The sequence below is a fragment of the uncultured Enorma sp. genome, from assembly GCA_905210055.1.
Classification (GTDB): Bacteria; Actinomycetota; Coriobacteriia; order Coriobacteriales; family Coriobacteriaceae; genus Enorma.
The window spans coordinates 1-20,019 of record CAJLVH010000005.1 but is presented as its reverse complement, the minus strand read 5'-3'; the positions used below and the strand labels follow the sequence as shown (position 1 = coordinate 20,019).

Sequence of the window (20,019 nt, the reverse complement as noted above, 5' to 3'; positions counted from 1 at the left end):
TACGCGGTTTTCCACAGGGCAGCTGAGATTCGTGCCAGAATTGCACAAGGTGTTGAAAATTAATGTCCCCGGGGTAATATCCCATTTGCGATGAATAACATAAGGGATAGCGCTACGTTTTTAAGATAACCTATCATATATCCTAAAAACATAACCCCCCACCTCAAATGATGAGTATTGACAAAAGTACCCCCTCATAAATTTAATAGACTTACCTGGGCATCGTCCATAAAACTGCTTGTTAAATGGCACATTTAGGAGGCGGTTTATGTGCGGGAACCCAGCCAGTTCGAGGGAGGCAACCGCATATGAAGATGAACCACGCCAGAATCGCTAAACTCCTGAAGCGCGCCTATCATTCGTGGGGTGCCCGAGCCATCGCCATCGTGCTCATCGTCGTCCTATCGCTGCAGACGGTTATGAGCTCCGGTGTACCGCAGGTGCTGGCGCAAGAGATCGGCCAGGTGCTCGCCATGTCGCGCGCGGGCGACGGATCTCAAACGAACGACGATGACGGGCAGGACGGTTCATCTGCCGAAACCCTTGAGACTGATAATGGTTCAGGGGGGTCTGCTCAAAACGGCCAATCCGGCGAGCAGGATACTGAGGGCGACGTCGACACCGAAGCGGTAGCGAGCGCCTCCGACGATGCTGCCGACTCCGAGGATCCTGCTGTAACGGGCGATTCGGCGAGCGGCGATGATTCCACCTCCACGGCGACCGATGACGAATCCGATTCGACGGATACCGCGCAGTCTTCCGACCCCTCTGAAGACGGCGACCAGACTCCGTCCGATGCCACCGACGAAGCTGCCGAAACCGAGGATGCCGCTGATACCGACGCTACCGACCCCGACACCGAGGACGTGACGCCCGCCGAGCGCACAGAGCTCTTCAACTGGACGGGCGATCTTGGTGCCCTCAAACTCTCGAGCACTGGTCTTGTCATCGCACTGCCAAAACCGATGAACCCGAGAACACCGCCTCAGATGCCGAGGACGCCACCGGCGAGCAGGCCGACGCCACGGACGATGCCGAAGAATCCGCGACCATCGATGACGCGGAGGGCGCATCTGCAAGCGCGTCTGAAGACGAGCAGTCCGCAGCCGAGGAGCCAAAGACCGAGACCTTCGTCCCCGAGACCTATCCGGCAAAGCTCAATCTCACCTTCTTCCTCGATCCCGCAAACGCCGATCAGGTGGATACCGCGCCCGAGAGCATTGTCCCCGGCGACTCGTTCGAGGTCACGCTTCCGTCGGGCATCGCGCTTGCGAACCCCGCAGACGTGATCGATGTGTTCCAGGTCGCGGCGGACGGCACACCCTCGACGGTGAAGATCGCCGAGGCGGCCTACAAGGACGGCGTCCTCACCGTGACGTTTATCGCGCCCGTGGACACGGCGACCGGCGAGGCGCGCGAGCTTTCGACATACAGCGCGAGCATCGGCCTCGACGTGCTCCTCTCCACGAGTCTCGCGGGCGAGACCGCGACGCAGATCGACTGGCTGTTGCAGCAGAGCGCGACGGGTGCCGTGCAGACGGCCACGCTCCAGATCCCCGCGCGTTCCGCCTTCGAAGTCGTGGTCGAGCTCCCGGAGCTCTCGGATAACGAAACCATCGCCGAACAGGAGATTGCCTCGACCGACACCGTGATGAACGTGATGAATGCGCTCACGCTGCCGGGTATGATGAACGCCGCGAACGTTGAGGGTTCGACGACGTATTCCTATGAAAACCTTACCGGGTCGGCGCAGATGGCCATCACCTGGTGCGACAACAATTCGAGTAACCGTCCCGCCATGGCGGATTATGCCAAGAAGGTCATTCCGCAATTCTCGCTCGACGGTGGAGCATCGTGGATCTCGCTTGTCGATGAGAATGGCAACCTCACGGATGAGGCGCGCCTGAAGCTCTACATCGGCGATGGCGAGGCGCCCAATTGGGTGAAGCAGGCGAGCGCCGCGGCGCAGAGCATCGGTACGTGGAATGTGTCTGTCCAAGGCATGCCCACGCAGTTCAACACTACGGTGACTGTGCCCGATGTGGATGAAGAGGGCAACCAGAAGTACGACGAGCACGGTAACCCGTTGTTCGTTAAAGATGAAGAAGCCAGCTCGTCGGTCGATATCCTTTGGCGCCTCAACGATACGAATGAGCGCCCCCAGAACTACACCTACGGCGAGAACGACGAAGGTGCGACGGGCGGCCAGCGCTACCTCATGCTCACGCAGGATTACACCTTTACCATCCAGGGCAAGCTCGGCGACAAGACGTTGAAGGTGATTTTCGGCAGCACGCTCAATGCGGCCGACTATGCCGAGTACTTCCGCTTCAGTGCGCTCATCGACAACAAGCAGGTTGTCGATGATGCCGGCAACATGCGCTACGACACGCTCGCCGAGATGGAGGCGCTCCAGCTCGCTGCAGGCCAGGCGTTCGACATCACGTTCACGGACGATAACACCGCGGTGATCACCGCGACGCTGCCGCAATACGACGAAAACGGCGCGCCGATCGTCTACTACGCGTACTTTGAGGATCCCAATGCCGACGTCGAGGGTGCGGATTACTACCAACCCGCGTACAACAACTCGGCATCCCCGAGCCACGGCAGTTCTGTCGATAAGCTCTACGATGGCGGCACCATGACGATCCGTCCCGTTGGCACGACGAGCTACGATGCGACCAAGGTTTGGCTCGATGGCGAGAACAGCGATGAGCGCCCTGCGGCATCGTTCACGCTATGGCGCTATTCGACGAATGGCAGCCCTGCTACGGCATCGCAGGTGCAGATGAACGCCATTGACGGTTCCGGTACCGCCGCCGAGAGCGTCGAATACGTGACCATCGAGATCCCCGCAGGCTCGCGGGACAATACCATCGACCTGGGCAAGCTGCTCGCCGAGCAATATGGCGAGCAGGACGCGGACATTCTGAGCAACCTGCCGAAATACGATCCGGACGGCTACCCCTATATCTATGCATTGCGCGAGGATACGGGTCTATCTTCCAACTATGAGGTTGTGTTCGGCTCCGTGGATAGCCAGGGTAACGAGACCGACACGCAGCCCAACTATACGGACGGGGACGGTGTGCAGCAGAAGCTCGACCAACCCAATCGCGCGAACGACCCCTTCATCTACAACGACGGCACCATCACGAATCGCCTGACCGGCACCGTGACGGTCGATGCCACGAAGACGTGGGAGATTGCAGCGTTTCAGGATTCGCTCGATACCGTGACGGTCACGTTCACGGCGCAGAGTCGCCTGGCGTCGAGCACCAACGATGCCGACTGGCAGGATACGGATACGACGATTGAGGTGGACGGCTGGAAGGCCGAGATCCTGAGCCAGACGTTTAGCGGCGCTTTCGACCAGTATGATTTTCAGGGTCGCGAGCTTGAGTACCGCTGGATCGAGACGGGTATCTCGATCGACGGCGAGCCCGTCGAGTTCGAGCGCGACGGTGAGGGTGGCGGCTCGTTCACCCTTACGCTCGAGAACATGGAAGGCGAGCAGGAAGACCTTGCCTTCACCTCGACGCTTGATGAAGAGACGAATACCATCACCAACACGTTCGACAACACCACGTACGAGCGTGTGGATAAGTTCTGGGAGCAGCCCGACGGCACCATGGCGCAGATTCCGCCACGCGAAGCAGATGCCTATGGCAAGGATCCTGAGGATCTGAATACCGATGGTATCGCCACCGTGCAGCTGTTCCAGGACGGTGTGCTGATCGGCACGTTCGAGATGGACGGCACGGTCGATGCTTCCGCTACGGACATCAAGAACCTTCCAGACGCAACCTACCAGGAGACGAGCTCGTACCATCTCGACTTCGAGGATCTGCCCAAGTACAACCCGGAAAACGGCGTGCGCTACACCTATCTTGTGCTCGAGACGCCGAAGGCCGGTTGGTACGTCGACCGCATCTATGACGCGGAGACGCACACCACGACGATCAACAACGCCGTCGGTGAGGGCGAGGGCTCCGAGATTCGCGTCATCAAGCAGTGGAACGACGGCGACGATTCTTCGCACCGTCTGCCCGTGGTGGTCGACCTCGTCGCGGTGAAGTCGATGACCGCAGAGCAGAACATCGATCCCGCAACGGGCGAGCTCTATCACTACGATCCCGGCGACATCGTGGTCGAGGACATCGTGCTCACGGCGGGCGAATCTTGGTATGCCGAGGTCAATGTGCCTATAGGTAACGTCGACTACACGTACTTCAAGGTCGTCGAGCGCGGCATGGGCGTCGTCGAGCAGGAAGACGGCAGCATCGAGCCGCAGTACCCAGCCGTGACCTACGAAGAGGCGGAGGACGCATACGAAGGCATCACCGACGACCTCGCGTGGATCAACACCGCGTGGGAGTATATGAGTACGAAAGACGCCGTGCGCATCGCCACGCCCGACCACGTCTACCGCACCACGGCGAGCGAGGATGCCGAACCGACGTATCTTGAAGATATGCAAGCTGTGACGGCGTCGAACCGTCGTTTGGGCATCTTCGACCTCACCATCGAGAAAACCTGGAATGATCAGGGAGAACATGACCGTCCGCAGGCCGAGCTCGTGGTGAGTTGCCTGGAGAACGACGAGGCGTTCGGTGTAGACGGTCGCGGCGGCATCACGGTGTCTGCCGGCGGTGCAAATGCGAACACGCTGCCTGTGGTGGACAACGAGGGCAACCAGCTTTTGACGGGCGGTGACAGCATCTACCGCGTCGAGGACGGCAAGCTCATCATCACGGTCGATACGGCCGATGACGCCTACAGCTCCACGTACTATATCCACGGTCTGCCTAAGTACGACGGCAACGGTCTCGTCGTGCACTACGACGTCGAGGAGAGGTGGACGGGCCAGAACGACGAGTACGTCACCACGAAGACCGTGAGCGACTACGAGGTGGGTACGCGCCACTTCCACGATAACCAGACCATCGAATTCACGAACACGCGCCAGGGCACGCGCACGGTCACGTTCAACAAAGAGTGGCAAGACCGCTACGTGAACGAGAGCCTGCGTCAGCGCCCCGACATCTACCTCACGCTGTACCGCGTGACGGTGGGTGTGGACGGCGAGGGTAACCTCACCTACAGCGATCCGGAGCAGGTCGATGGCTACGTGCAGTACCTGTGGACGGGCACGCCCGATACCGAAGACCCGCAATACGAGCAAAGTTGCTCCATCGCGAACCTTCCTGCCTATGACGAGAACGGTAGTGAGTACATCTACTACGCGAGCGAGTCTATGGCAGCCGATGGCTCCGCGCTCGATTACGCTGACGTCAAGTTTAGCTACGAAGGCATGACGACCCTGCATGAGGAAGCGGACGAACCGCATGCGGTCAAGGTGCCCAATGCGGAACAGGGCAGCGATGACCCCACCGAGAACGGAACCGGTTGGGCGATTCATGAGGACGGCACGTTCGTGAACAGCCTGACCGACAACCTCGTCGCTCGCGGCACGAAGCTCTGGGAGGATGTGCCCGCGAACGTGAACCAGGGCTCGGCGGGCGACCTGCTGGTCGAATCCGACCTGCCCGAGGTCACCGTGTACCTGCAGCAGCGCGTGGAGGGCGGTGACTGCCAGCCGCTCAAGTTCGACGTGGGCGCAGACGGCTCGTGGTCGTTCGCCGACGGCACCTCGGCCGTGGCCTGGACGTCCGACCTCACGCAGGTGACGACGAACCAGTATTCCTATACCATGGCGCACACCGGCGCGAACACCGCTGAATCTGCCGAGAGCGCGGCGGGCGAGAACCCGGTCGTCCCCGAGGGCAAGGCGCTGCTGCCCCGCTATACCGAGGACGGCAAGCTCTACGAATACCGCGCCATCGAGGTCGTGTGGGGCCTCGTGGACCAGCCGGGCGGCGTCACGTCCGATTGGATCGAGAACACGGACTTCTCCAAGCTGCGCGACAGCGACGATGACTCGATGGGCGTCTACGTGATCGAGCACGGCGAGACCGGCTCGTTCCTCATCAACAACGTCTATACGTCCGAGACCGGCAGCCTCACGGTGCAGAAGCACTACACCGGCCGCGAGGCGGGCGACCTCTACCCCGAGACGACGTTCGACGTGTACCGCTACTACGTGAACGCCGAAGGCGAGAAGAGCGATGCCGCGCTGGTGGATTCCGTGACGCTCACGAACGACATGCTGAAGAACGGCGCGTCGCTCGACGGCTTGACGGTCACCGGTTCCGGCGAGGCTGAGACTACGGCGCAGTACACGTTCAGCGGGCTCGACATCTACGCGCCCGACGGCAGCTACTGGCAGTACTACGTGGTCGAGCACAACATCAACGGCTACATGACCACGGTTGAAGTGGGTGACGTCTCCGTTGGTGACGTGAAGGGCACGGGCGAGGCCGTCGACGGCGGCGTGAGCTCTGGCGTGCTCAATCCCGCAGACGGTACCGTGCTCGCTCCCGACACGGTGGGCGCGGACGACGCCATCACGCCGGGTGACACCACGCCCGACGTGACGTTCAAGAACGAGTACACGCCTGAACCGGTTGACCTCACCGGTACCAAGACGTGGGTCGACTTCAACAACATCTTTAATATCCGCCCCACGGCCGAGGAGTTCATGAAGGGGCTCAAGGTCGAGCGCATCGATAACAACGGCGCCGTCGACCTGACTGGCGAGCTGCAGTCGACCAACCCCGATGATCCGTACTACTTCATGGTCAAGGAGAATGCGGACACGAACACCTATACCATCACGCTTTCTGGTGTGGATAAGTGGTCGCCGGATGGCACCGCGTACCGCTATCGCATCACCGAGACCCTTGCCGACATGGTGCTCGGCGATACGGGCAGGAACGCTAGTGGCTACTACACGACTGACAATGCCCAGGATCCGACGACGGCGACCTCGACCGTGAATGCGCAGAACCCGGGCAGCGAATTCCGCTTCACCAACACGCTCGAGGGCCAGGCGACCGTCGAGAAGCAGTGGAACGATGGCGACGACCCCTATGGCCTGCGTCCCACGACCGTGACGGTTCGCCTGCAGGCGCGCTATACGTATGCCGATGGCAAACCGAGCGCCTGGCAGGATCCGGAGCAGATTCTCAACGATCTGGGTTACTGGGAGGCGTTCGTCAAACAGTTCGAGGACGAAGAGGCGGCCAAGGCTTTCCTCGAGAAGACGTTGAGCGCCGATAATGGCTGGAAGAGCTCGTGGACGGGGCTGCCCATGGGTGGTCGCGGTACCGCCGAGGGGCATGCGGGCGAATTCTTCAGCATCGAATACCGCGCCGTCGAGGTCGCCATCGGCGACCAAGAGATCGATCAGCCGAGCTCCACGGATGTGTCATTCGGCTACACGAAGAATGGTGGCGGCGAGTACCACCCCTACCAGCCGGCGCAGGAGAGCTGGACGAACACGACGACTGGCAGCGCCACCGTCATCTCCAACACGCTCGAGTCCACGAAGATTACTGCCACGAAGACCTGGGAAGGCGATGCCGAGAACGCGTGGGATACGCGTCCCGGTGGCGATGAGTGGACCGTGCACTACCTGCTGCAGCGCAAGCTCGTGACCAAGGACGATACTGCGTGGCAGTGGCTCATGGAGTACGGCGCGGAGCAAGCGGAGGGCCCGCTCGATGACGGCATCGTGTCCGCGACCATTTCCGGTACGGGCGATTCTGCGACTACGACCTGGGAGAACCTGCCCGATTGCAACGAGGACGGCACGGCGTACGAATACCGCGTAGTCGAGCAGGTGCCGGGAAGCTATGACGTGACCGACGCGAGCGCCGAGCTCGTTGTCGAGGCAACCGAACCTACGACGGGTGTCACCTATCGCTACTACGTCGTTGATTCCGTCGAGGGCGGCGACGCCGGCGACGCGCAGACGTTTACCAATACGCTGCGCACCGTGGAGCTCACCGGCACCAAGCGCTGGGATGACCACGGCACAACGCTTGCCGACAACCTCACCGAGGCCGATATGCCTGATATGGTGCTCTATCGTGCCACCATCCTGGGCAACGGGAAGTTCGGCCCCACCGAGAACGTGACGAGTTATGCCGGCCAGCCCGACTGGAGCGGCAGCGGCGACACGTGGACGTTCGACTATACCGGCCTGCCCGCGGCGAACGAGGACAACGTCGATTACGTCTATTGGGCAGTCGAGAAGACGGCCGATGCACCCGGCTACTACCCGCTGTACGGCACGGATAAGACCGCCTCGTCGAGCGGTGCCCGCGGTACTACGGTGACGACCGAGGCCGAGGCCGGTGTGACGGGTAAGCAGGAGAACGAGCCCATCACGAACGTGGCGACGCGCTTCACCCTCGACAAGCTGAGCGACTTCACGCCCGAGGGCGAGGACGCACGCGAAGACCTCCGCGATATCGAGCTCACGGTGTACGGTGCGGACGGCGACGTCTACGCCGTGTGGACGGATACCGATGGCGTCGCGTCGAGCACCGTGTGGCCGAAGGGCCAGCAGAACGGCGGCGAGACGGAGATGACGGGCGAGAACGCCGGCTTCATCGTCGGCCTCCCAGCGGGTACCTATACCGTGAAGGAGACGGGCGAGGTGCCCGAGGGCTATGCCAAGGCGCTGGACGTGACCATCACGATTGCGAACAACGGCAAGATAACCGCAGCCCAGAGCGGCAACGACAGCGTGCTCGAGGTCGAGGACACGAACCCCGGCGGTACCATCACGGTGAACGTCGAGGACCCGGTGCTCCGCGGCCACCTGTGCCTCACGAAACACGTGTCCGATAACGGCACCTACGGTGGCACGAACGACGCCGCGCTTGCGGGCGCTACGTTCAGTCTGTACCGCGTCGACATGGATGGCGACGGTGAGGACGAGCTCATTGCAAGCGGACTCACGTCGAACAACCAGGGCGTTGTGGACACGCGCAACTTCACCAACGTTTCCATCGAGACCGAGAGCACCGCGGACGAAGACCTCACCTACGGCGGTAAGTACGTGAAGCTTTCCGACGGCCTGCCGGCTGGTGAGTACTACTTTGTGGAGACTGCTACAACCTCCGGTGCCGTAATGCCAGACGGGGCGAATGCGAAGTCCGCCAGGCTCGAGATCACGCAGGACACGCACTTTGCGTTCACGAATGCCCCCGTCGCCACCACCATGGGCAACGAGCGCTTCAACGCGAACGTGGTGCTGCATAAGTTCGATACGCTGACGAATGACCCCATCCAGGGCGCGAAGTTCCAAGTCGAATACACGCCGTCCGATGGCAGCACAGGTTGGGTCGACCGCGAGTTCGCAACGGGTGAAGACGGTTCGCTCAAGCTCGAGAACCTCAAGAAGGGCACGTACGTCATTACCGAGGTTTCCAACACGGGCTACGTTTCGAACGGCTTCCGAGCGACGTTTACGCTCACCGACGCTAACGACGATGTGACCTACGACATCAAGAGCATCGCCGACGGCAAAGACATCGACTTCGAGGTGACGAGCGGCGCGGATGACTTCGTCGACGGCCAGGGCATTCCTAACGTGCCGCAGCGTGGAACGGTGACGATTGACAAGGCCGGCAAGGACGGCGCCGCGCTCAACGGAGCAACCTTCGAGCTGCAGCGTCTGGGCGAGGATGGTCAGACGTGGGAGACCATCATTGAGGGTCTCGAGACCGGTACGACCTACAAGGCCAACGACGCTAACGATGGCATCGAGGGCTCCGGGAGCACGGGTGCCGCAGGCAGGCTCCAGGTGACGAACCTCCTGTGGGGTACGTACCGCTTCGTGGAGACCGAGCCGGCGGACGGGTACTTCTGCGAGAACGCCGACGGCAACAGCGTAACGAGCGGTAACCTCACGATCGATCGCACGCATCTGAACCCGTCGCTCACCGGCACGAATGCGGTGGCGAACGAGCCCACGAGCCTCGAGATCAACAAGGCCAACGATGTGGGACAGCCGCTCGAGGGCGCCGAGTTTGAGATCACGGCTCAGGGCGACTCCGCGTTCGCGCGTCCGAGCGAGTTCGCTGCGGGCACCTACGATGAGGCCACGAAGACCGTGACGCTCACGACCGATTCCACCGGCCATATCGAGCTGGTGCGCCAGCTCATGGTGGGTGGCACCTATACCATCTACGAGAGCGGCGCGCCGAGCGGCTATGACCCGGCGGACGGCGTGCTCACTGTGGTGGTGCAGGAGGACGGCTCGCTTGCGGTACAGGGCGACATGCCCGACCGCTACGCGTGGGCGGACCTGGACGAGGACGGCCATGCGGATAACGCCTACTCCTTCATGGTGACGAACATCCACGAGGAGATCGACATCCTGAAGGTGGACGACGAGGGCGATGCGCTTGAGGGCGCTGAGTTCACGCTCACCGGCCTGTGCATGGATAAGAACACGAGCCACACCTACACCACGGACGAGAACGGCTACATCCACGTGGACGCCGGCCTCATGGGCGGCGTGTGCTACGAGCTGCGCGAGTCCAAGCCTGCCGATGGCTATGCCCAGTTGGAGGAGTCGCTCTACTTCATGATGGACCAGCGCGGCGAGATCGTGGTGACGGACGCACAGCAGAACCCGCTCGATGAGGAAGATTATCCCGAGGGGTATGCGGTGAACGACAACCGCATCTCGCTTACGGTGGAAGACGAGCCCGTCGAGCTGCAAATCACCAAGCGCGCGCCTGCCGGCGAGGACGGCGAGCCGGGCGAGACGCTCCCGTGGGCGGAGTTCTCCATCACGCCGGTGGACGGCTCGAAGTTTGCTGCCGGCGCTGACCCGACCGCACCGCAGACGATGCGGACCGGCGAAGACGGCACGCTCAGCATGACCGCTTGGCTCATCGTGGGCAACGAGTACGACATCACCGAGGTCAAAGCACCCGAGGGCTACGAGCGCGTCACGGGCACCATGCGCATCCGCGTGGAGAAGGACGGCTCCATCAGCGTCGTCGGGTCGGTGAACGAGGACGGTAGCATAACGCCTGCGCCGCCCACGGGATACTCGAAGGTCGACGACAATGCCTTCGAGGTTGCCGTGGTGAACGAGCCCATCGAGATCGGCATCACGAAGGTCGGCTCGAACGATACCGCGACTGGCCTTGCGGGCGCCGAGTTCGAGATCACCGGTGTGTTTGCCGGTTCGAACGAGGTCGATACCCGCACCTTTGCCACGGGTGAGGACGGTCGCGTCGAGATCGAGGCCGAGCTTAAGAGCGGCGAGCAGTACACGCTGCGCGAGACGGTCGCGCCGGCTGGCTATGAGCTGCTCGAAGGCGAGCTGACGGTCAAGGTTGCAGAGAACGGCACGCTTGAGGTCGTGGGCGACGAGCCCGACGGTTACACCCTTGCAGACGGCGACGTGACCATCTTCGCCGTGGACGAGCCGCTGCACATCTCCTTCGTCAAGACCGACGAAGAGGGCGGCGCGCTTGCAGGGGCAACGTTCAGCATCGCTCCGGCCGACGGAGACGCCACGCTGCCCGACGGCTCGGCGAGCAAGACGTTCACCTCCGACGAGGCGGGCGTGGTATTCGCTGACCTGCAGGTGAGCGGCTCCGCCGAAGGCACCGCGTATGTGATCACCGAGCTTGCCGCGCCCGCGGGCTATGAGGTCGCGCCGGCGTTCACGATCGTCGTGTTCGAGGACGGCACCGTTGAGCTGGGCGACGTGCCCGAGGCGATTGCCGGCGCGGTGAGCGTCGAGAACGCTGCCGTGGCGGCTGCGGGCGAAGACCCTGATACCAGCGGCGACGATGCGGACGCACCTGCGCTCGCGACTCCCGCCGGCGTGGTGGTCACGCTCGCCGACACACGTGTCGAGGCGCAGGTCGCCAAGGTTTCCACGGACGGTGGTGCGCTTGCAGGCGCTGAGTTCGCCGTGACCGGCCTGTTCACCGACGGCTATACCACGAAGGCCATAGCGGTGGACGCCAGCGGTCGCGCGTCGCTCGAGGGGCTCATCGTGGGCGAGACGTATCGCATCCGCGAGACGGTTGCGCCCGAGGGCTTCGACCTCATCGAGGAAACCTGGGAGTTCACCGTTCAAGCAGACGGCACGCTCGCGGGCGAGGCGACCTCTGGTTCCGCGGACGAGGCGGGCTATGCGATCGCCGATGACGGCGTGACGCTTCGCGCTGTCGACGCGCCTACGCCGCCCGTCCCCGGCGAGATGCCCGGCACCGGTGATACCAAGCTCACGTACGCGCTTGTTTTGGGAATTGTGTCTCTGGTATGCCTGGCCGGCGGCTTGAGGCTCTCGAGGAGGAAGAGGTAGAGATGGCCGCTGGAGAGGCTGCAACGGGGAAGCGCGCTGCAAAGCGCGATGGCGCGGCACGTGCCCGCAAGTCGATGGACATTCCCGCCCGCATTGATGGGCGCCATGCCTTCGCCCATGAGCGCGTACTCGTGTTCATCGCGCTCGAGACGCGGCTGGAGGGCGCGGTGCGCTGCAGCAAGCGCGAGGTCTCCGAGATGCTCGGGGTGAATCTGCGCACCGTAGACCGCGCCGTGATGCGCCTGCGTGCTTCGGGTGAGATCGAGTCTGTGCCGTGTCACACCGCGACCGGTGCGCAGGTAGGCAACGAGTATCGCGCTACCGAGGACGGCCTCGCGCACGCCGACGCGCTCATCGCTCGCGCCTTCGCCGTGAGGTAGCACCTCGGAGCACGCATCACTTTGGGGACGGGTTCGAACGTGTCAATACGACACCGACGAAGCCGTCCCCAAATTATTGCTTTGCATGGTACCCTGATACCCGATTGAGCATAACGCTGCGGCGAGAGGGGAGCGACCTTATGCTGCGCATCGGACACGGGTACGACGTTCACCAACTTGTTGAGGGTCGGCGCTGCATCATCGGCGGCGTGGACATCCCGCACGACCGCGGGCTGCTGGGGCACTCCGACGCCGACGTGCTGGCGCATGCGCTCGCCGACGCCATTCTGGGCGCATGCCGCGGTGGAGACATCGGCAAGCTCTTCCCCGATACCGATCCCGCCTATGAGGGCGCGGATTCGCTCAAACTGCTTGCAGCGGTCATGGCGTATGCGCGCGAGCGAGGCTACGAGTTCGTGGACGCGGATTGCACCATCGCCTGCCAGGAGCCGAAGATTAGCCCGTACCGCGACGCTATGCGCGAGAACCTCGCTGCCGCTCTCGGCGTGCCGGTGGAGAGCGTGGGCGTGAAGGCCACGACGACCGAGCGCCTGGGCTGGGAAGGCGAGGGCAAGGGCATTGGCGCCTGGGCGGTCTGCCTGCTCGACCATGTAAAATAACCCCAGCGTAAAATAACCCCAGCGACTTTTTTACATTCAAAACTGAGAACGTCCGGTCTAGCTGGTTTCTATCCTTTTTCATCGACTGAAAAGCTCTGTTCGAATGCTTTGCGCCGCGCTATCATGATGTGCGATGCAGGGGTACCCATGCCGTTGCGGCACGCTGTCGCTTTGTGCGTGAGTTGAGAGGGCGCGAGCCCAACCCTTCGAACCTGTCAGTTAACACTGTCGTAGGGAGCATATCTGCGAACGAGGGCGCTGCTGACGGGCGCGATGTTTCGGCGGGCGGGCACGGGTCGGCTTGGCGAACGCGCGGCATCAAAGCAGCGCCTTTTTTGTTCGCGCTCCAGAAAGGAACTAGCCATGATCGAGAAAGCCGAACTTCAGGACCTTGTGCGCGACGCCGCTGCGTGCGTGCGCGCAACGAACCCCATGGCGCCGTCCATCACGAACACCGTGACCATCAACTTCGTCGCGAACGCGCAGATCGCCGTTGGCGGGTCTGCCGCGATGGTCTACCTGCCGGACGAGGGCGAGGCCATGGCCGCCGCCGGCCCCGCCATGTACATCAACGTGGGAACGCTGCTGCCCATCTATGAGGAGACGCTGCCCCGCACGGCCGCGCGACTGGCGGAGCTCGGCAAGCCGTGGGTACTTGACCCGGTGGCCGTGGGAATTGGCGAGATGCGCACGAAGCTGCTCGCCGGATTTAAGGAGCAGAAGCCCACGATCATTCGCGGCAACGCGTCCGAGGTCATCGCGCTTGCCGACCTGTGGGGGCTCGAGGGCGCCGGCGGCGAGAGCACCGTGCGCGGCGTCGACTCCACGCAGGGTGTCGACGAGGCGCGTGCCGCTGCTGTGGCGATCGCGCGCTACACGGGCGGCGCTGTTGCCGTCTCTGGTGAGGTCGACCTGGTGACAGACGGCGAGGTCGTGGCGCTCTCACATGGCGGCTCGCAGTTCATGACGCAGATCACCGGCTCGGGCTGCAGCTTGGGCGGGGTGTGCGCGGTGTACGCCGCTTGCGCGAAGACGCCGCTTGCTGCCGCGCTCGCTGCCGTGAACGTTTACAACCTCGCGGGCGCTCGCGCCGAAGCCAAGGTCAAGGCACCGGGCAGCTTCCAGGTGGCGTTCCTCGACGAACTCTACCTGGCCACGCCCGAAGATATTGCCGCCAACCCCTTCGATCTCGAGGAGGCGTAAATGAACACGCTGGTAGCCGTGGCAATCGCACCGGTTGGTGTGGGCGACGAGCTCAAGGAGTACGTCGCCGACGTGGTTCGCGTGATTCGCGAAAGCGGCCTCTCGTGTCGCACGAACTCCATGTTCACCGAGATTGAGGGCGAGTGGGACGACGTCATGCGCGTGGTGAAAGACGCGACCTTCGTGCTCGCGGAGCGTGGCATTCGCACCGAAGTCGTGCTCAAGGCGGATATCCGTCCCGGCTTCGAGAACATGTTGGAGCGCAAAGTGCGTGTCGTCGACGAACTTCTTGCCTAAGTCATGTGACCCATTTGGGACAGGTTTCGTCGCGTCATGTGACTCATTGAAACCTGTCCCAAATGAGCACCAAATGAGCCACCGCAGAAAGGAATGCATATGAGTATTCGCGACAACCTGGATATTTCCGCTTACCTGGTACTTGGCCCCGAGAATACGCTGGGACGCCCCGTGGCCGATGTGGTTCGTGCTGCGCTCGATGCGGGGTTCACCATCGTGCAGGTGCGCTCGAAGGTTGCGGGCGCACGCGAGCTCATGGAGTGCGCGCGCTCCGTAGCGGATGTCATTGCCGCCGCTGGTAAGTCGGATACCGTGCCGCTCTTGATTGACGACCGCCTGGACGTGGCGCTTGCGTGCCGCGAAGCGTGCATCAAGGTCGACGGCGTGCACGTGGGGCAAAGTGACATTCCGGTCGAGGTGTGCCGCAAGTACCTGGGAGAAGATTCGATCGTGGGTCTTTCGGCGGCTGCTCACGAGATGCGCCGCTATATTGAGACGGCCGACACCTCGCAGGTCGATTACCTGGGCGTAGGGCCGCTCCACGAGACGGCGACCAAGCCGGATTGCGGCCTCGATGATGATGGGCGCGTCATTACGCGCAGCCTCGAAGAGCTCGCGGAGCTGCGCCGCGTGAGCCCGAAGCCCATCGTGGTGGGCGGAGGCGTGAAGGCAGCCGATATCCCCGCGCTTGCAAAGACCGGCGTCGACGGGTTCTTCGTGGTTTCCGCTGTCGCGGGTGCCGACGATCCGCACGGGGCGGCAAAGGAGCTTGTCGATCTGTGGCGCACCAACGTGTAGGTGCGGCGACGCGAGAGCTGAACGGGCGTTTGACGGCGGGGCGTTAGGTCCGCGCGCCGTTCGTAGAACGCCCGATACGTCGTTGTGGCCAAAAACAAAAGTGTTGTGACACTTCTTCTTGGGAAACAGGGGTGCGCTTCGTCCATAGCTGGGATAACCGACGCCGGTACCAGGGCGGTGGGCGGGTCGCACCCCTCTTTTCGCAGGATGGGTGTCACAATACTTTCGTTTTTGGCCATTTTCGTCCTCAGAACCTTTTTAGGGCTTCGGCAACTCAGATGTAGCGACGGTCTCAGCCTAAGCTCTGACGAAAACGAAGGCGCTTGGCGGGTTGATTGAAATTGTAGGCGTCACGGCGATGCAAGCGTTGCGTTGCGGGTGCTGAAGCGCACGGCAGCGCGGCCGCACATGACAAGTTTGTCCACCTTGCGCGGGATGCTCCAGAGTTTCGGGTATACCGTTACAATGAACACACGTGACAAGTGCCCGGCATCGCGTCTGCCGGTGTGAATCGAAGGAGTCCGCATGCTCATCTACAACAGCGCAAAGCGCGCGAAAGAGGAGTTCCAGCCCATTGACGAGGGCAAAGTGCGCATGTACGTGTGCGGCCCCACCGTGTACGACAACATTCATATCGGTAATGCGCGCACGTTCATCTCGTTCGACGTGATTCGCCGCTGGCTCATCGCGAGCGGTTACGAGGTTACGTTCGCACAGAACCTCACCGATGTGGACGACAAGATCATCAACCGCGCGAACGAGCAGGGGTGTGCCCCCGAGGACGTGGCGGAAGAGTTCTCTAAGAAGTTCATCGACGTCATGCACAAGGCGAACGTGCTCGACCCGGACGTGCGCCCGCGCGCGACGAAAGAGATCGGCCCCATGATCGGCATGATCAAGAGCCTCATCGAGCAGGGACACGCCTACGCTGCGGAGAACGGCGACGTGTACTTCGCGGTACGCAGCGACCCGAGCTACGGAGAGGTGTCTGGCCGCAAGATTGACGACCTCATGGTGGGCGCGCGCATCGAGGAGAACGAGGACAAGCGCGATCCGCTCGACTTTGCGCTCTGGAAGGCTGCGAAGCCCGGCGAGCCGAGCTGGCCGAGTCCGTGGGGCGAGGGTCGTCCCGGTTGGCACACCGAGTGCGCGGCCATGGTGCATCGTTACCTAGGCGTGCCGATCGACATCCACGGCGGCGGTTCCGACCTCGCCTTCCCGCACCACGAGAACGAGTGCGCTCAGGCCACGTGCGCTTGGCACGAGGGGTTCGCGAACACGTGGATGCATACGGGCATGCTGCTCGTCGACGGCGAGAAGATGTCGAAGAGCCTGGGCAACTTCTTCACGCTCGAAGAAGTGCTCGAGAAGCACTCCGCGGCGGCGCTGCGCCTGCTCATGCTGCAGACGCATTACCGCTCGCCGCTTGATTTCTCGTGGGAGCGTCTCGAGGGTGCGGAGAATTCGCTTACGCGCATCGCCGGTACGGTGCAGAACCTCAAGTGGGCGGCAGACCATGCGGAAGGCGAACCGGATGCCGAGCTTGCGGCCGGCCTCACGTCTGCTATGGAGCGCGCCGCTGCAGAGTACGAGGCCTGCATGAATGACGACTTCAATACCGCCGGCGCCATCGCCGCCTACTTCCAGCTCGTGACCGAGGCGAACACGTATCTCGACCAGGCGGCGGGTGCGGTCGATCCCGAGGTGGCGCGCGTGTGTGGTGCCGTGATCGCCGGTGCGCTCGTTCAGCTGGGCGTCGAGCTGCCTGAGCCCGAGGAAGAGCTGCCCGTGGGGCTGCTCGGTGTGGCCGCGGGGCTCTGCGCCTACACGGGCGACGACGTGAACGAGGCCGCCGAGCGCATCCTCGCCGCGCGTGCCGAAGCACGTGCCGCCAAGGACTGGGGCACGGCCGACGCCATCCGCGACCAGCTGCGCGACATGGGTCTCATGATCGAGGACACCGCCGCCGGCTCCCGCATCAAGTACCTCGCTTCCTGAGGCACGGCATCTTGCCGTTCAAACGGTCGGGCATGGCCCCGAGGCCTATGCCCGACCGTTTTCACGGCAATCTGCCGCACCTCAGAAACCGAGGCAACCTTGCATAATAACCCTAGGGGTTTTATTACATCGCGCAGGTAGAGTGCAAGCCAAGCCGCTTTTCCGCAAGGAAGGGCGGCTTTTGCATGAGGGGTATGCAACTACGAGCGCGCGTGAGAAGCGACTGGAGTTGTGCAAACAGTGTTTGCACAATACTGCGCTTCATGACGAAAGTCGTTAAGATAGCCGCCGAAACAAAGGGGAGGCGATGCCTGCCACTTTTCGAAAGCTATCTGTACTGAAAATGCCACTTTTTGCCAATCGCTTACTCAATTAGAGAATTATCGCGTCAAAATGACGCATAAAAGTACGCAAGAAATTTCTTGCGTACTTTTTTGCGTATAATGTACGCAAAAGTAGAAATGCGGGAGGGAATAATCATGCGTGAAGGTAAGACCCTAGAGTTCAAGTCGGCGGTGACGGCGTCGTTTCTAAAAACGGTATCTGCATTTGCTAACTATGATGGCGGGTCGATTGTCTTTGGCGTTAACGATGCGGGCGAGCCGATTGGACTAGAGGATCCCGTTCGAACATGTCTAGTTATTGAGAATCGTATTAATGACTCCATCTCACCTATCCCGGACTACTCACTTGTAGTGCATGAGGCTTCAAAAACGGTTGAGCTTTCGGTCAAGCCCGGTTTGGCTACCCCGTACCTGTATCGTGCAAAAGCCTATAAGCGTGCGGATAGCGCAACGGTCGAAGTCGATCGCACCGAGTTTACGCGGCTCGTGCTTGCCGGGAACAATCTGAATTTCGAGCAGCTTCCCGCAGCGAAGCAAAACCTCAAGTTTTCTTACCTCGGTAGTGTGGTCCAAAAAGCGCTCGGACTCGAATATTTCAACGAGGACACACTCAAGACGCTCAACTTGCTTTCGGCTGACGGAGCGTACAACAACGCAGCCGCGATTCTTGCAGATGAAAGCGATTTCCCCGGGATAGACGTTGCGCGTTTCGGCGAGAGTGTCAGCGTGATATTAAAACGTGCGACATACGAGGGGGCATGCCTACTTGACGAGTTCGATAAAACCATTGAGCTGTTCAAAGATGCCTACTGCTACGAGGTGGTAAGGGACGTTCAGCGCGAGCTGATCGAGACGATTCCGATGCGTGCGTTTCGCGAGGCGCTTGCCAATGCTGTAGTTCACAGAACATGGGACATCGCCGCTCGGGTGCGCGTGTCGATGTATCCAGATCGGGTAGAAATCTCGTCTCCCGGCGGCTTGCCCGCTGGGATGTCTGAAGAAACATACCTATCGGGTATGGTATCCGTTATGCGAAATCCTATCTTGGCCAACGTCTTTTATCGACTCGACATCATTGAGGCGTTTGGCACGGGCGTTCGGCGAATAAAAGAGGCGTACGAACAGAGCCTGACAAAGCCCATGTTTACCATAACGGAACATGCCATATCGGTGGTGCTGCCCCTCGTGAAAAGCGATATTGGGCTTACCGATGACCAGCGGCGCGTGTACGACTTGCTGAGCGCGGTGCGGCCCATGGCGGTGGGGGAGTTGCTGGAAGGCGTCGACTTCAGCAGGTCAAAGCTCACGAAAATTCTTCAGCACCTCGTTTCCCTTGGCGTGGTTGAAACAAGTGGTGTAGCGAGGGGGACGAAGTATCGTCGATTGGCGTAAAGCGTGTCTGGAGGGCGATTGAAGCGCGATATTGGGATGTTGGGCCGCCGCCCGCTACCTCCGCACCCCCCAGCTGCTCAAGCAGCGGCTCCAGGTACGCGCGGTTGCAGCCATCGAAGCCTTTGCGCATGCCATCGAGAGAGATTTGCTCACGTTTGTTGCCGCGCTTGATTTCGCCTTCGAGCATCTTGAAGTAGATGCGCATGGCCACTTTGTCCATCGCCCCCAGGCGTTCGAAGTGAAAGCCGCCGCGGCAATAGACCCAGGGCAGATCGGCATACCGATCTGCTGGGAAGGAGCGGCGGAACGCCTCTTCGTGCTCGGAGGCAGGCCACAGATCGCACGGCATGGGCGTGGCACCCACAGCGACTATGGCATAGCGTTTCTCGGGATGCTCCGCCATATACGCCTGGAACCGCTTGGCGCCCTTCAAGCTCGCCGCGTGGAACCAGCTTACGAATACGACAAGTTCAGCGTTCGCCGCCACAGTTTCGATGTTGTCCAGCGGCTCGGGCGTGCAACCCAGCTCTTCCGCCATCCAGCTGGCGTACGTTTTGGCCGAACCGGTTTGCGAGCAATACACGACGGCGGCGTCCATGCGACCTCCCAAGCGCCACAGTTGCGGGTATTTTGACGAGTATTCCCCGCGCACGCGTATGCGCAGCAGTTATGCAGAAAGCCTTACCGAGAGATGACAAACCAGCCATTGGGGACGGGGGTTATTGGCTGGGGGG

Annotated in this window: 10 protein-coding genes and 1 riboswitch; of the genes, 9 read left to right on the top strand and 1 reads right to left on the bottom strand. The window is 61.7% G+C overall.

Features of this window, described 5'->3' with window-relative positions; translation table 11 throughout:
• Positions 1 to 308 precede the first annotated feature (308 nt).
• The 9 genes from QZ079_RS00945 (at position 309) to QZ079_RS00905 (ending at position 19,285) form a co-directional block, all read left to right on the top strand.
• Entirely contained in the window at positions 309 to 1,289 is a 981-nt protein-coding gene (locus tag QZ079_RS00945) for a hypothetical protein (protein ID WP_297033881.1), read from the top strand.
• Positions 1,199 to 12,253 (top strand): SpaA isopeptide-forming pilin-related protein, encoded by an 11,055-nt coding sequence (locus QZ079_RS00940; RefSeq protein ID WP_297033878.1) that lies wholly within the window; start codon positions 1,199 to 1,201, stop codon positions 12,251 to 12,253. Before QZ079_RS00945 ends, QZ079_RS00940 begins: the two co-directional genes overlap by 91 nt.
• A 2-nt stretch (positions 12,254 to 12,255) precedes the next feature.
• On the top strand, positions 12,256 to 12,633 hold the full coding sequence (locus QZ079_RS00935; RefSeq protein WP_297033876.1) for a hypothetical protein: 378 nt from the start codon (positions 12,256 to 12,258) through the stop codon (positions 12,631 to 12,633).
• 140 nt (positions 12,634 to 12,773) lie between these two features.
• Complete coding sequence (gene ispF / locus QZ079_RS00930; protein WP_297033873.1) at positions 12,774 to 13,253, top strand: 2-C-methyl-D-erythritol 2,4-cyclodiphosphate synthase; 480 nt, start codon at positions 12,774 to 12,776, stop codon at positions 13,251 to 13,253.
• Between the two features lie 127 nt (positions 13,254 to 13,380).
• Positions 13,381 to 13,507: riboswitch (TPP riboswitch) on the top strand.
• A 109-nt stretch (positions 13,508 to 13,616) separates the two neighbouring features.
• A complete protein-coding gene (gene thiM / locus QZ079_RS00925; protein ID WP_297033870.1) occupies positions 13,617 to 14,456 on the top strand; it encodes a hydroxyethylthiazole kinase in 840 nt (279 codons plus the stop codon).
• Complete coding sequence (locus tag QZ079_RS00920; protein WP_297033867.1) at positions 14,457 to 14,753, top strand: MTH1187 family thiamine-binding protein; 297 nt, start codon at positions 14,457 to 14,459, stop codon at positions 14,751 to 14,753. It begins immediately after the preceding gene.
• A gap of 99 nt (positions 14,754 to 14,852) precedes the next feature.
• On the top strand, positions 14,853 to 15,551 hold the full coding sequence (locus tag QZ079_RS00915; RefSeq protein ID WP_297033864.1) for a thiamine phosphate synthase: 699 nt from the start codon (positions 14,853 to 14,855) through the stop codon (positions 15,549 to 15,551).
• A 525-nt stretch (positions 15,552 to 16,076) separates the two neighbouring features.
• Entirely contained in the window at positions 16,077 to 17,549 is a 1,473-nt protein-coding gene (gene cysS, locus QZ079_RS00910; protein WP_297033861.1) for a cysteine--tRNA ligase, read from the top strand.
• 479 nt (positions 17,550 to 18,028) lie between these two features.
• The gene (locus QZ079_RS00905) at positions 18,029 to 19,285 is read left to right on the top strand and encodes an ATP-binding protein (RefSeq protein WP_297033858.1); all 1,257 of its coding nucleotides are present in this window, start codon (positions 18,029 to 18,031) and stop codon (positions 19,283 to 19,285) included.
• Here the strand turns inward: QZ079_RS00905 and QZ079_RS00900 are convergent.
• On the bottom strand, positions 19,197 to 19,883 hold the full coding sequence (locus tag QZ079_RS00900) for a flavodoxin domain-containing protein (RefSeq protein WP_297033855.1): 687 nt from the start codon (positions 19,881 to 19,883) through the stop codon (positions 19,197 to 19,199). The genes QZ079_RS00905 and QZ079_RS00900 overlap by 89 nt on opposite strands.
• Between the last annotated feature and the right edge of the window lie 136 nt (positions 19,884 to 20,019).